The sequence below is a fragment of the Mesorhizobium sp. CCNWLY176 genome (assembly GCF_037153935.1).
GTDB lineage: Bacteria > Pseudomonadota > Alphaproteobacteria > Rhizobiales > Rhizobiaceae > Mesorhizobium_M > Mesorhizobium_M zhangyense.
The window spans coordinates 1-14,595 of sequence record NZ_JBBBDZ010000031.1 but is presented as its reverse complement, the minus strand read 5'-3'; the positions used below and the strand labels follow the sequence as shown (position 1 = coordinate 14,595).

Genomic DNA, 14,595 nt, shown 5'->3' with positions numbered 1-14,595 from the left:
GTGGCAACGCAGATCGCTTTTCTCGGGCTTGTTTACACAGCGATTGGCGTTCTGACGGACAGCTCCTACGCACTTGCTGCCGGCACGGCCGGCAAGTGGCTGAAGCGCAGTCCTGGCTATCTCAAGGCTGAACGCTGGGTCAGCGGTTTCGTCTACATCGGCCTTGGCTTGACGGCTGCTTTTGCGGGTAATCATAAGAAATAGACCCGTCAGAGCCTTAGGGAAAAGCAACTCGGCTCGATCGGTTGGGCGAGGTGGCGTCGATTTGGTCATCGAGTCGTCTGGCTGACCGGAGGTGCGGTTCAAAATCCACATGGAGCCACTCGCAGCCGGTTTGTTTCGCCAAATCAACCGCCTCCACTTTCAATCCTTTTGAATGCCCTAACGTTGGAAAGCAGGTGGCACCATTGTGTCCAGAACAAATGCGTGGCCCCCTCCATCCCACGCGACGTTAACGAACCTAACCAGTGCCGCTTCTAGCGACATATATTCTCTGTCGCTATTGGGAGACTGCGGCACCCTTGTCGGTCCAGGTGGGCGGCAGGCCAAATCGGGCGGCGACGAGTCCCGAAATGCCGGGAGCCGTTCCGAACGCCTTACAGGCGTCGTATTTTGGATCGCCACCGAGCGAGGCCCACAGTTTTTGCGTCGATGGTATCGCCGGCATTCCCTTGAACGGGTCCTTGCCCTTGACCAGCATGCGGCTGAAGTCCGCGGCGAAGGCCGAAGAGAGGGAGTAGGCATCTCCGACGGCGGACACTCTAGCTCTCGTCGTAATCATGTTCGCACCGCGAGACCAGAGCATGGATGCTTTCTGCGAACCCTCCTTGTCGACCGCCTCGGCCTCGATGGCCAGGCCGCCGAGGCCGATCGGAAGGCGCGGGATTGGAACCCCGAGCCCTGCCACCGTGCCGCCGAGCGACGCAACGACGGAACCCGCCGCTGCCGTACGATTGGTCGCAACGATGTTTGTCACCGTCGCGTGGACGGTGAGGTCCGCCGGCTGGCTCGTGACCACGATCTTGAAGCGATCGCTAAGGTCGGTGCAGAGCGCCCGATCGATCACGTTGCTGATGAGCGCCAGGTCGTCGGGATCGAAGCCACCGCTGCCGATCTGCGTTGAGGTTGGCACAATGCGCACCGTCTGCGCGGCGAGCACCGGCGCCGGATCCACACGCAATTTTGCTTTCGTGAGAGTGCCGCCCGATGGGCTCATTCCGGCGTAGGAGCCCAGCGACGTGCCCTCGCGCAAGGGCACACTCGTGCAGGCGGACAGCCATGACAACAGGGCCATGCAGAGCACTGCTTGCGGCCGCATTTCAAGTCGTCGAAGCTTCAAGATCATTGTCAAATCGCCTGAACCGGGATCATGGGTTCAGGTTTTACCGGCCCCAGCGTTAATGGCGGTAAAGGCAGTGTAAAGTTCGGTAAAACTTGCGATCGGCAGCAACTATCAAAAGAGCTGCAACAACGGCTTGAGGAGTTTTGCAAGTTGCAACGATTCGATCAGTTCGGACCCGGGGATTGCCAGGAGAAAGCAGGAACTGTCGATAGCAGTACGCTTCAGCACAACCGGGTTGAACGTCAAGGACAACTGATGCGCGACGTCGCCGGCGCTTCGCCGGAGGCGAGGGAAGAAGGCGGGAACCTTGTGGCAATATTCCCGGTAAGCGTCGCCGAAAAGCCCGTCCAGAGCAGTCGATTCGCGGGCTGAGACGTAAGCGAATACCAGATATCCAAACAAAAAGTAGAAGGCTGCAATCGCGAGTGACCCAAAAGTCAGGCCGATGCCGGCAAGCCCTAGGGAAGAAAAGAAATACAACGGATTGCGGGTGTATTTGTAAGGGCCGTTCGTGATGAGTTCTCGGTTCTTGCGTCCGCCTATATACAGCGATGCCCAGCACCGCCCCGCGACACATAGGATGATAAATGCCGAACCCATAAATTCCATGCCTTGGCGAGGAAGGGTCTCCGACGGCCAGGCGCTCTGCGACAATAGGATTGGCGTCAAAAGCAAGGGGACGGCCAGCCAGAGGAACCTCATCCTCTTGCCCTGCTGAAACACCGCCGTGGTCACCGACATTGGTCCACTCTCTCGCATTTGAAGAACCGGGATCAGGGTTCAGCTTTAGCGATGCCAGCGTTAATGGCCGTAAAGGCAGTGTAAAGTTGGGTAAAACTTGCGATCAGCCGTGATCGTTCGCCGGACTGTGCATCGCTGGCTGCCGGGGAATTTCCAGCATGATGACCAAGCCGCCGGCGTCCGGCAGCGACGCGTATACTCGCCCGCCATGGCACTCGACGGCCTGTCTGGCGATCGCAAGGCCAAGACCGTACCCGCCTTTCGGCGCCGCGTCGTTACCGCGGGAGAACGGCTGGAAGACTCGTTCGAGTTCGTCTCGCCTGACGCCCGGCCCCTGATCTGCGACGCACACCGTGAGGAGGTCGCCTGTCGTCTCGCATTGCACGGTGATTTGGGAATGTTCGGCAGTGTATTTGACCGCATTGCGAATGACGTTTTCCAGCGCCCGGTAAATCAGCTCGCCATCGACCTCCGCAAGGAAGCTGTCGTCAACATTGGTGGTGATCGAAACCTCGCGTGCCTGGGCTTCAAACGCTGCGTCGCCCAGGATTTCGTTCAGGAGATCGATGACATCCAGCGTCTGCGTCTTCAGCGGGAGACGGGAACCGGCTGTCAGCCTGGCGAGGGTCAGCACTTCGCCGACCAGCGCATCGAGCCGTTCAACCTCCCGGTCCATGCGGTCCAGCATGGCATCGAGTTTCGCCGGGTTCTGCCGAAGGACACCCCCAACAGCCTGCAGGCGTGACAGCGGGGAGCGCAGTTCATGGGACACGTCGTGGAAAAGTCTCTGTTGTGCATCCTGCAGCTCCTGCAACCGCGCGGCGCTGGAATCGAAATCGTGCGCGAGCGCAGAGACCTCGTCATTCCGACCTGCCATCTTGTGCCCGATGCGGGCGTCGAAACGACCGCGGGCGAGGGCGTTCAGGCCGTCGCGAAGGTGTGCAACAGGACGAATAAGATACAGGGCGAGCGCGGCCGCCGATATCGCGCTTGAAATCAGAATACCGAACCCCGGTACGAACGGACCGAGTGTGTCGAGAATGACATTGTATTGCTGAGGCGCCGAGATCCGGTAGCAAATCCCGTCCTTCAGGACGGTTCTCGTCTCCGCCGTGCTCCTTTCAGTGCATGCGCTGGAATCCGCGATCCTGGAGATCGTGAGGCCTACAGGCACCGTGTCCTCGCTTATGCCGGCAAGGCGCCGGGCGGCATCTTCACCGTCCTTGACAAGTACGTTTTCAATCAGTTCGAGGACGACTTCCCGCTTCTGATGTTCCAGTTTCGAAGCGGAAGGAAGCGTCTCAAAGAAGTCGAGCGTCAGGAGTATAATCGCGACGGACGCGGCAAGCGTCAGCCAGGTTATGACGAAGAACTTCGTAAACAGTCGAGGCATGTCAGTCCAAAAGAAGTTGATAGCCCTGGCCGCGGACAGACTTAATCCGTGACTGTCCATCTTGCCTGAGGCCGAGCTTCTGACGCACGCTGCTGATATGGACATCGATGCGGCGATCGAACGGGGTCAGCGGCTTTCCAAAAGCCCGTTTCGAGATGTCTTGCTTCGATATCAACTGGCCGGCATTGCGAGCGAGAACTTCGAGCAGGCTGAACTCAGTGCCGGTAAGCTCCAGCGGCTGTCCATCCCATTCGGCGGTTCTATTGCCTGGATGAACCACCAGCCGCCCGGCTCTCAGCGTGTCGGTGGCTGCGCCGGCAGCAGGCTGGTTCGCACGGCGAAGGATCGCGCGCACCCTGGCTGCGAGTTCTCCTGGCGAACAGGGTTTCGCCACATAGTCGTCGGCACCGAGGTTCAGGCCGGATATCCGGTCGATGTCATCGCCTCTCGCCGTCAGCATCAGCACGGGAACCTGGCTCAGCTTCCTGATCCTTTGCAGGATCTCGATCCCGTTCATTCGGGGCATCATGATATCGAGCACGATCAGGTCCACCGCGTTGCGCGCGGCGGCGGCGATCGCCGTGCCACCGTCCGTGCCTGTCGCAACGTCATAGCCTTCTTCGACCAGGTATTCCTGCAGCAGCGTCGTCAACTCGACATCGTCGTCGATGAGGAGGACTTTGTTCATTCCACTCCGTCCGTCATTCATGCCGCCCATCCATAAGGCACAAACGCGCGCGGGCGGCGGTATTTTACCTAGCTTAACACAATTTGACTGCGCTTAACGTTCACCAGGCTAGCATGGACAGGCGACACCGGTCGCGTTCAGCCGTTTCGCGGCCCACGACGTTCTGCGGAACGAACCGATAGTGGGTCAAGTCCATCACAACAGCCTCGCTCTCCGTCCGAGCACGGCAGCCGTGGAGGTGGTCGGCAGGGAACAGTTGCGACTGCCCCACCTTGAACAGTCGGCATGGATCCGCCGCACTCGAACTGACCCAGCATTGCCTTGCTGACTCCTGTCTGCTGCGGTCCGATTTGTCAGGCTTGGCGTTGCGCGGTTTACCTTTGGTCGACGCGCTCACCAGATAGGCTGGATGCGCACCTTCCACGCTCGGTCGGAGACCTATCGCGCGGCGCAAGCATGTATCACCGATGCACATACCCGCCATCCGCATTCTCGACTGTGGGGCAACGGAACAACGTCATCGTCCGATGGCCAATTCTTCCGAGCAAGCGACCGCGCCGCAAAGCGCGGCGACATCAATCTGCATTACGGCAGCGAACCCGGATCGAAATTCTACAGCCATCTTTCCGATCAGTATGGCTACTTCAGCATTCTGCCCATCAGTCCGACCGAAAGCGAGGCGGCCTATGTGCTCGATGGGCTGTTCGATCAGGACACGGTCCTCGACGTCCGGGAACACTTCACCGATACGGGCGGTGCAAGCGACCATGTCTTCGGATTGTTCGCCCTGATCGGCAAACGCTTCGCGCCTCGGCTGGGCAACCTCAAGGACCGAAAATTCCACACATTCGAGAAAGGCGATGCATATCCGGCGCTGTCGACCACATCGGCGCGCCGATCAACACCACTCTGGTTCTCGATCATTGGGACGATCTGCTCCATCTGGCGGCGTCGATCACGACGCGATCCGTGGTGCCGTCCGCGATCCTGAAGAAGCTGTCAGCATCACCGAAGGAAAGCCAGCTGGCAAAAGCGCTACGGGAACTTGACCGGATCGAGCGATCGCTGTTCATGATCGAATGGTACTCGAGTCCATCGCTGCGCCGGCGTTGCCAGGCCGGCCTCAACAAGGGCGAAGCTGCGCATAAACTGAAGCGCGCTGTCTTCTTCCACGAGCGCGGCGAAATCCGCGACCGTTCATTCGAAAGCCAGGCGTTCCGCGCCTCCGGCCTCAATCTCGTCGTTAGCGCAATCGTGCATTGGAATACGGTCTATATCCAACGGGCCGTCACCCACTTGCGCAAAATGCACCGCGAGATTCCGGATCATCTGCTCAAGCACATCTCCCCGCTGAGCTGGAAACACATCAATCTGACCGGCATCTACACCTGGGATGCAGAACATCAGATGCCTGAAGGCTTCCGGTCGCTCAGACTTCCGGGTCGGTTACGCCACGCCGCATGACGTTCATGCTCCGTTCGACCTTAGCTTGTCGCTGGGAACAGTTCTTGTTCCGACCCCATGGAGCATCAGACCGAGGATCGTGCCATCAGAACGGCGAAGGGACTGGCTGGGAAGCATGCAGGCGTAGTCGCTTGGAGCCGGGAGGCAAATCCGACCGTCGGAGAGTACGGCGAGCCAACGACGCTGTTTATGGCTGGCGACGTGCCGGATATGGAATGAGATAGCCAAAACTTATGCTTCCCATCGCCGCGCCGCGTAATTGTGGGCGCAGTATTCCAATTAGGTAGAATTATCCTGTTGCGTGTATCGGGGAGAGTATGCAATCTGCCCGTGCTCAGAAGTACGTGGGCCTCATCCAAGCCGCCAATGGCGTGAGGCAGTTCATCCGGCCTGGGCTCTTTGCGCGAATTCTGCACTTCGCGCGAAGAGCTTTTGGATTCGATGAAGCTGCCAAGGAGCTGAGATGGTCACGATACCGAGCAATTCATATCTCGCTGAGTGGAACCCGCTAACCACGGATGGCTATGCCAGCGGTGAAATAGTTGATTTCGACGGTGAAGCCTGGGTCAGGCTCGACTTGATCGCTGGGGTTCCCTACTACCTCTATGCCGTCAGCCAAGGGAGTTTCGACACCAACCAGACCAAATTTGAGGTCTATTCGGCATCGGGAACCCTCCTGAAGTCTTCGTCAGGCGGTTTTCTTTCTGGCGGTTCGGCCAACATCGCGGCTCTGCCTGCGGACCAAACGGTATTTGTACGCATCACCAACACTGCCGGGGCGCCAACTGCTTTTGACCTCTATATCGAAAGCTCCGAGGGCTGGAGCCCTAGTTTCTATACTGCGGACCCAACCGTCCACGAGATAACCGCGACAGGACGCTTCGGTTTCGGCCCTGCATCCAACGCCGTAACGGTTGCTGCCGGCGTGACGGGAACCCAGATTTGGGGCGGCTTCGGTGACGACAAGATTACTGGAAACGACTATGTCGATCAGCTTTTCGGCGGCCAGGGCCACGACATTCTCAACGGCCAAGGGGGAACTGACGAACTCTGGGGTGGCGCCGGCAACGATACGATAAGCGGCGGATGGGGGAACGATCGCATTTGGGGCGGAGATGGTGCCGATCGAATTTCCGGTGGAGGCGATAGCGACACGATCCGCGGCGGAGCTGGGAACGATTACATTTCCGGGGACGACGGCATCGATTACCTTTACGGGGATACTGGTGACGACCGCATCCTCGGTGGAGCAGGAAATGATATTCTGGATGGCGCTGCCGGCAAGGACACCTTGATCGGCGGTCTCGGTGACGACATTTATGTCGTCTCCTCGGCAGGAGACACGATCGTTGAAGCGGCGGGCGAAGGCGCTGACACCGTTCGCTCCTACATTACATGGACGCTAGGCGAGAATATCGAGCGGCTTGAACTGCTCGGGACCGGCAATATTAACGGTATCGGCAATTCGCTTGCCAACACTCTGACTGGCAATGCCAGAAGTAATACCCTCAACGGGGGACTCGGCAACGACACGATGAGCGGCGGTCTAGGCAATGACATCTATATCGTTTCCTCCACCGGCGATCGCGCCATCGAAGGTGCCAATCAAGGCACCGATACGGTGCGCTCCTATATCGACTGGACCTTGGGTGCCAACCTCGAACGCCTCGAGCTCATGGGAACGGGCAATCTCACTGGCAATGGCAACACGCTCAACAACACCCTCGTAGGCAATTCGGGAAACAATGCTCTGCGCGGTGGCGCCGGCAACGATACTCTGAACGGTGGCACCGGCAACGATAAACTGTTCGGCGGTGTCGGCACGGATATGCTGACCGGTGGCGTCGGCAGCGACACCTTCGTTTTCGATACACCGCTCGGTTCGACCAACATAGACAAGATCACCGACTACAATGTCGCGCAGGACACGATCCAGCTTGAGAATTCGGTTTTCACCGGCCTAGCGAATGGCTGGCTTTCGGCGGGCGCCTTTCACACCGGCAGCGCCGCCCACGATTCAACCGACCGGATTATCTACAACAAAACAACCGGCGACCTGTATTTCGACAAGGACGGGCTCGGTGGAGCGGCGGCAACGAAATTCGCCACGCTCTCGCCGGGACTGGCCATGACGGCCGGAGAGTTTCTCATCGTCTGAAGTAGAAAACGAAAAAGCCGACAAAGGCCTCTAAGGCCGTTTCCACCGAGCGGTTGCCTCCGGCCGAGCTGCCTAATTGGGACAGAGACAGCAAATTGGAGGTTGTTAGCCCCAAACCTCGGGACATCGAAATCGGCAAAGGTCGTAGTGCAGAATGCCGGGAATGTTCACCGGCATTTGGCATCATGAAATCCTCTAGGCGCTCACTCCCCATCTGGGAGTGGTGAACCGATCGGTTCATGGTTATTGATTGCAAAATAACATGCCGAACCGGGGGTAATCTTGGCTGACTATACATTGTCTGGCCCGAAGTGGGGGTCTTCAAGCAACTATGGCACTTCGGGCGGTCAGGTGACCTGGAGCTTCGCCACAGCCAATTACTCCGGCCAGCCCTATCAATGGGATTCTCAGATTTCCACAGAAGCCGACAAGGCAGCGATCCGCCTGGCGTTCGCGAAATGGGAGTCCGTCTGCAACATCGACTTTGTGGAAGTGTCGGATTCGTCCGATGTGGACGTTCGGCTCGGCTGGGACGCTATCGACGGGCCGAGCAATACGGTCGGTCAATGTTATTATCAAACTCTCGACAACTCAATTGTGGATGCCGATATTCGCTTTGACACGGCGGAAAGTTGGACCAATTCCGCAACTGGATCAGGCACCTACCTCTACGCAGTTGCACTTCATGAAATTGGTCATGCCCTGGGTCTCGACCATTATGACGGCGCTCCCGTGATCATGAACGCCTTCACAGGTGTCGATGATCTGGCCCAGGGCGATATTGATGGCGTTCGCACCCTCTACGGCTATGTCACGTCGGCATATTACGGGACTGGGTCAAACGAGAAGTTCGACCTGCATGGCCTTACAAGCGCGCTGACGATCCGCGGCGGTGGAGGCGACGATTTTTTATGGAGCGGGATCGGCGGCGACACGCTCTACGGCAATGCTGGCAGAGATATTGTCGTCGGTAATTCTGGTGCTGATGTAATCTACGGCGATGACGACGCAAGTTCGCCAACCGGTGGAAATGATCAATTGCTAGGCAATTATGGCAATGATCGGATTTATGGAGGTGGGGGTAACGACTACATCCACGGCGAATGGGACAACGATAATCTGAATGGCGGCAGTGGCGCCGATTTGATTTATGGCGGCTTCGGCTCCGACATCCTTAGTGGCGGGGATGGAGATGATATCCTTTGGGGTGGAACAAGCTCCAGCCTGCAGGGAAACTGGTTCGGGTCAGCGATATCGTTGACGCGAAACGGTGTGACTGGGGCGGCGATCAGTGAAGCGTGGACCATTGCCGGTGAGATTCAAGACACAGATGCCAGCAATGACAACCTTTCAGGCGGCAGCGGCAACGATCGTCTTTACGGTGGTGCGGGCACGGACGTTCTGAATGGAGATGCCGGCAACGACACACTGGATGGCGGCACCGGCAACGACACCATGACCGGCGGAACCGGCAACGACATTTACATCGTCTCATCGACCGGAGACCGGACGATTGAATATGCCGGCCAGGGCACGGACATCGTCCGAGCCTTCACGCATTGGACATTGGCAGCGAATATCGAACGCCTGGAACTTCAAGGCAGCGCCAATCTTGTCGGAACAGGCAACAGCCTGAACAACACGATCGTCGGCAACAGCGGGGCAAACACGCTACGGGGTGCAGCGGGCCACGATTACTTGACCGGTGGTGCCGGAGCCGACACCGCGTATGGCGGGACAGGCAATGACACATATGTCGTCACCTCCACCAGCGACAAAACCATAGAACTTGCCGGTGAAGGGTCGGATGCGGTCAGATCCTCTGTCGACTGGACACTGGCTGCGAATATCGAGCGCCTCGAGCTACAAGGCACCACAAATCTGGTCGGAAACGGCAACGGCTTGAACAACGCCCTCATCGGCAATAGCGGAACGAACATTCTCCGCGGCGCTGCTGGTAACGACTATATCGTCGGTGGTGGCGGCAAGGACACATTGGTAGGTGGATCGGGCAACGACACTTTCTTCTTCAACGCCGCTTTCAGCGTAACCAACATCGACAAGATCACGGATTACAATCCGGTACACGACACGCTCCAGGTCGAAAATGCAATTTTCACTGGCCTGGCGGCAGGTTGGCTGGCAGCGGCGGCGTTCCATATCGGCAACGCGGCACATGATGCCAACGATCGCATCATCTATAATAGCTCGAGCGGCGACTTGCTCTTCGACCGGGACGGCACCGGGAGCGCTGCTGCGATGAAGTTTGCGACTCTCTCTCCAGGACTTGCGGTGTCGGCAGGAGGCTTCTTTGTCGTGTAGTGACTACATCACGAACGCTCTGGCCCGGAACCATGCCGGCGTCATGGCTTGGAACCGCTACGCAGAAACCCTCACCATCTGAGGCTCAGCTTTTTCATAACTGGAAGATCCCCCCATTTGGGAGTTGCACACCATGTTTGGGTATTGCATCTGCATATTTAGGGTTGTGGCGATCTGCTCGCCGGTTGCAATCGATTGTGTCTGCGTAGTGGGCTAGTTGGGGAGAGCGATGATCATCCTTGAAGAAGAAACATACGTATCGCCGGACTTCACGTTGGATCGTGCCGGAAACCAGATAAGCGTCCATATGGGATACTATCTGCCCGGGTACTACGATGAGGAGAGCGGCGTCTATTCCTTTAACGGCGACGCTCATGTCGAGATTGGCTCTTATAGTGGCAGCGCATATCAATACGGCGATGGAGACCCTTTTCTCTTCGTAGATTTCGTAGCCACGTTGAGCCCGGGTACATTCTATAGTGGAAGTATCTCTATTTTTGACTACGACTCCCTAAGCGATATTTTCTTTGATTTTATTATCGCAACTTACGATATCTCTGCCAACGTAACCGGTTCTACCGGCGTTGATATTCTGTTCGGATCGGCCTATGCGGACAAATTTGTTACCGACCGCGGCGATGATTTCCTTTTCGGCTATGGTGGCAACGACACGCTAAACGGTGGTGCTGGCGCTGACGAGATGTTCGGTGGTGCTGGCGACGATATCTACTATGTCGATAACGCGCGCGATGTCGTTTCCGAATTAAGTAACGAAGGAACCGATACGGTTCGCAGCACCATCAGCCTCACACTTTCATCTATTGTCGAGCGGCTGGAATTGCTTGGAACTGGTCATCTGAGCGGCGTCGGCAATGATCTCGACAACGACATTGTCGGAAACAGCGGAAACAACGCGCTGTGGGGCCGCGCTGGCAACGATCTTCTGAACGGTGCTGCCGGTAAAGACACGATGTATGGCGGTCTTGGCAACGACATCTATGTGGTGTCTTCGACCGGAGACGGTGCAATCGAACTTGCCGGTGAAGGCACGGACACGATCCGCTCCCATATTGACTGGTCGCTCGGTGCCAATCTCGAACGGCTGGAGTTGCAGGGCTCAGCCAACCTTACAGGCAACGGCAATACACTCAACAACACCCTTGTCGGCAATGACGGCAAGAACATCCTGCGTGGCGGGACTGGCAACGACACGCTGAACGCCGGCAAGGGATCGGACACGCTGGTCGGCGGCGCCGGCAATGATACCTTCGTGTTCAACAAGCCTCTCGGGTCCACCAACATCGACAAAATCAACGATTACAATCCCGCCCAGGATACGATCCAGCTCGACACAAAGTACTTTGTTGGCCTCGCAAAAGGCTGGCTTTCGGCGGGCGCCTTTCACACCGGCAGTGCCGCCCACGATTCAACCGATCGGATCATCTACAACAAGGCAACCGGAGACCTGCTGTTCGACAAGGACGGCCTTGACGGTGCCGCGGCGATCAAATTCGCCTTGCTCTCGCCAGGACTGGCGATGACGGCCGGAGACTTCTTCCTGGTGTAACACTTAATAATGCGAAGTAAGGCCGTTACGGCTAAACGGAGCGGCCCTATTTGAGGGTCCGTAGCACTGCGGTTTGGGGAGGGCTCAACCTGCAATGCCAACACACCCCGAATCGGCAGCGGGCTAACCTCTCGGTGCCGTTTCTTTGGTCGAATCTCTGCTGCAGTAAATGATGAAACCTTCAATTCGAGGGCCGGACAACGACAACCGGCCAAAGCATGTTCGCCCGTCGATCCTGATTGCAATAGTTCCCATCCTCGTGGCGTTTGTCGTTGCAATTGTGTTGGTTGGACGATTTGTCCGAGTCACTCTCATCCCAAGTAGTCACCCGATGAGAACTGTCCGACATTCGGCTTTCCATGCAACCGAAAGTTAAGCTGTCGTACCTTACTGGTTGCAAAGTTAGATGGTAGACTCGAGTGCCTTAAAAGTGGAATGGCGAGATGACGCCTGAACGACTGAGCGAGTGCCTGGACAAGATCCGCTGGACGCCGGATATCCTCGCAAGTGCACTCGAATGTGACATATCGCTAGTAAACGCATGGTTCCATGGCGAGGCTGATATGCCGTTCAAGGCAATCGTCTGGATAAACGCTTTGGCTGCTTTTCATGAGGCCATTGACGGCGAAAGGCCGAAATCGCTCAGAGGTAAGATATTTGGCCGTGATCGCCAACCGCGGCGGGCCGCGTTCATGCCGAAGGCTTGAAAAAGAAGCCCGCCGTCGCGAGGGTGGCGAAGGCGGGCTCTATGCCGCCGGGGAGTGAGTGAACGCCGGCGGTTTGCCGCTCCTCGCATAATCCCAGAAATTAGCGGCAGGAGGCTAACGCTCGCCTTGCGGCAATGTTCCCTCCAAATTCACTGGCACGGCAGGAGATTCGGTGATTATCTGAGTTCGCAGCTGACCCCCGTCGCTGCAAAGGCCGGTGCGAGAGACCCCCAAGTCGCCCAAGCTCGCGCCGGCCTCTCATTGGAGGATGCGATGCCACAACTTCACGCGAGCGACGTCGAGCTAGTCGTAGAGCTTCGGGGCGCTGCCGAACATTTCGAGCAAATGCGATGACGACTATCGGAGTATCCACACACACAGGTTTGGACAGCGATTTTCGCCAGGAACTGCAGGATTTTATAAATTGGATGGGTCCACTCACGACTGAAAAGTCGACGTCCAATCTTGTGATACACAAAGGCGCAGATTCAGATGGCTACGACGCAACTTGGTCCGGCCTCAACCTGGAATACGCGACAGATCATGTTGACGATCCGACGCCTGTAGCCGGTACGGTCTACGGCTTTGTGTTCCAAAGCCTGCGAGAACAAGCTCCCGAGATCAGCATTGACGAATACAATCTTCCGTTTGTCCAAGCTTATCATGCCATGTTCGTATCAATTGACACGTTTATTGATCTATTGGGGGACATTAAATTCTATGCCGGAACCGGGGACGATGTCGCCAAGCTCGGCGATGGTAACGACATCTTCTTCGGATATGAAGGCAACGATACGTTTTATGGCATGGGTGGAAACGATCGCCTCGAAGGAGGTCAGGGTCAAGACAGGCTATATGGCGGGTTAGGAAACGATATATTCGTCGTGGACGCCATTGGCGACCAAACAATCGAATTTGCCAGCGAAGGTTACGACACGGTCAAGGCATATGTCGACTGGACCATGTCGGCCGACATCGAGACGCTTGAGTTGTATGGATCCGCACGCGTCGCCATAGGCAACGCCCTGGACAATAAGCTGTTTGGAAACTGGGACCACGACTTTTCAGATTTTCTCGACGGCAAGGCCGGAAAGGACACCATGTACGGCCTGGATGGCGACGATATCTATGTCGTGTCCTCGACCGGTGATCGCGTCATCGAAACCTACAACGACGGCACCGACACTGTGCGTTCCTATATCGACTGGACGCTGGGAGCCAATGTCGAACGGCTGGAGCTTCTTGGCTCAACCAATCTTATCGGCAACGGCAACGGCCTTCACAACACCCTCGTTGGCAACGACGGCAACAATATCCTACGCGGCGGCGAGGGTAGTGATACGTTGAACGGCGGCAAGGGATCAGACACGCTGGTAGGGGGGCACTACAACGGGGGCGACACCTTTGTATTCAACACGCCTCTCGGATCGAACAATATCGACAAGATCACCGATTACGTCCCCTTCGCGGACTCGTTCCAGATGGAGAACGCTATCTTTGCGGGTCTGGCCACTGGCTGGTTGTCGGTAGGCGCCTTCCACATCGGCACCGGCGCGCATGATGCGACTGACCGGATTATCTACAACAAGGCAACCGGCGACCTGTATTTCGACAAGGACGGGCTCGGTGGAGCGGCGGCAACGAAATTCGCCACGCTCTCGCCCGGACTGGCAATGACCGCCAACGACTTCTTCATCGTCTGAAGTCTGAAACGCAGAAAAAGCCCGCCACCCTTTCGGAGCGGCGGGCTTTCATTTAGCTGTCCCTTGAAGGCGCCAGAACCTCTTATTTGCCATCAGTGGAGGTCTTCGTCTCCCTTGGGTACAGCTGAGGATTTGCCATCGCCGATGCGACTGCTGGAACGAACATAATTACCGCCAGTGCGATCAAAACTGCCTTCATCGGATTCTCCATCATTTGCTGTTAGATCGCGAGTGGTAGGCGATCTCCATGCGAAAATGTCTGATCTGCATCGGAGATGGTATACGGCAAATGCCGTAGATCGACGCTGCGAACGTGTGCCACTCGAAGATGGTTTTGCTCTTATCCGTGCCGTTGACAATGGCCCGTGCGCCGACAGGGTCTTCCTTGCCGGCGCCGAAGTACTGGTCTAGCCGGGCGGTGGTGAACATGCCCGGTTTTGTTGCAACTGCTGACTGGAAACACAAAGAGGCCTGATCTGAGGCCAATTATGCGGCAAGAATTTCGAACTG

The 14,595-nt window shown here is 57.0% G+C and carries 10 protein-coding genes and 3 pseudogenes; 7 read left to right on the top strand and 6 right to left on the bottom strand.

Going from position 1 to position 14,595, the window contains the following annotated elements; translation table 11 throughout:
• Positions 1-204: pseudogene (locus tag WBQ96_RS28050) on the top strand (LysE family translocator); the annotation flags it as partial.
• A 13-nt stretch (positions 205-217) separates the two neighbouring features.
• Here the strand turns inward: WBQ96_RS28050 and WBQ96_RS28045 are convergent.
• The 5 genes and pseudogenes from WBQ96_RS28045 to WBQ96_RS28025 all read right to left on the bottom strand — a co-directional run.
• Positions 218-468, bottom strand: a pseudogene (locus WBQ96_RS28045) (hypothetical protein); the annotation flags it as partial.
• A gap of 31 nt (positions 469-499) precedes the next feature.
• Entirely contained in the window at positions 500-1,345 is an 846-nt protein-coding gene (locus tag WBQ96_RS28040; protein ID WP_336556312.1) for a DUF3313 domain-containing protein, read from the bottom strand.
• Positions 1,346-1,453: 108 nt separating this feature from the next.
• The gene (locus WBQ96_RS28035; RefSeq protein ID WP_165120918.1) at positions 1,454-2,083 is read right to left on the bottom strand and encodes a methyltransferase family protein; all 630 of its coding nucleotides are present in this window, start codon (positions 2,081-2,083) and stop codon (positions 1,454-1,456) included.
• A 103-nt stretch (positions 2,084-2,186) separates the two neighbouring features.
• Complete coding sequence (locus WBQ96_RS28030; RefSeq protein ID WP_165120919.1) at positions 2,187-3,476, bottom strand: HAMP domain-containing sensor histidine kinase; 1,290 nt, start codon at positions 3,474-3,476, stop codon at positions 2,187-2,189.
• Position 3,477: 1 nt separating this feature from the next.
• Positions 3,478-4,164 (bottom strand): response regulator, encoded by a 687-nt coding sequence (locus WBQ96_RS28025; protein WP_336556311.1) that lies wholly within the window; start codon positions 4,162-4,164, stop codon positions 3,478-3,480.
• Positions 4,165-4,546: 382 nt separating this feature from the next.
• Between WBQ96_RS28025 and WBQ96_RS28020 the strand changes: the two are divergent.
• From WBQ96_RS28020 to WBQ96_RS27995, 6 genes and pseudogenes are all read left to right on the top strand, one after another.
• A pseudogene (locus tag WBQ96_RS28020) lies at positions 4,547-5,628 on the top strand (Tn3 family transposase); the annotation flags it as partial.
• A gap of 463 nt (positions 5,629-6,091) precedes the next feature.
• Positions 6,092-7,786, top strand: a complete 1,695-nt coding sequence (locus WBQ96_RS28015; RefSeq protein ID WP_336556310.1) for a calcium-binding protein — start codon at positions 6,092-6,094, stop codon at positions 7,784-7,786.
• Between the two features lie 282 nt (positions 7,787-8,068).
• Positions 8,069-10,108 carry a matrixin family metalloprotease gene (locus WBQ96_RS28010; RefSeq protein WP_336556309.1) on the top strand — a complete coding sequence of 680 codons (2,040 nt, stop codon included), beginning with the start codon at positions 8,069-8,071 and terminating at the stop codon, positions 10,106-10,108.
• A 229-nt stretch (positions 10,109-10,337) separates the two neighbouring features.
• Positions 10,338-11,675, top strand: a complete 1,338-nt coding sequence (locus WBQ96_RS28005) for a calcium-binding protein (RefSeq protein WP_165121713.1) — start codon at positions 10,338-10,340, stop codon at positions 11,673-11,675.
• 443 nt (positions 11,676-12,118) lie between these two features.
• Entirely contained in the window at positions 12,119-12,382 is a 264-nt protein-coding gene (locus WBQ96_RS28000; RefSeq protein ID WP_336556308.1) for a hypothetical protein, read from the top strand.
• A 350-nt stretch (positions 12,383-12,732) separates the two neighbouring features.
• A complete protein-coding gene (locus WBQ96_RS27995) occupies positions 12,733-14,085 on the top strand; it encodes a calcium-binding protein (RefSeq protein ID WP_165121715.1) in 1,353 nt (450 codons plus the stop codon).
• A 210-nt stretch (positions 14,086-14,295) separates the two neighbouring features.
• Here WBQ96_RS27995 and WBQ96_RS27990 read toward each other — a convergent pair whose 3' ends face one another.
• Positions 14,296-14,514 (bottom strand): hypothetical protein, encoded by a 219-nt coding sequence (locus tag WBQ96_RS27990; protein ID WP_336556307.1) that lies wholly within the window; start codon positions 14,512-14,514, stop codon positions 14,296-14,298.
• Positions 14,515-14,595: the final 81 nt, after the last annotated feature.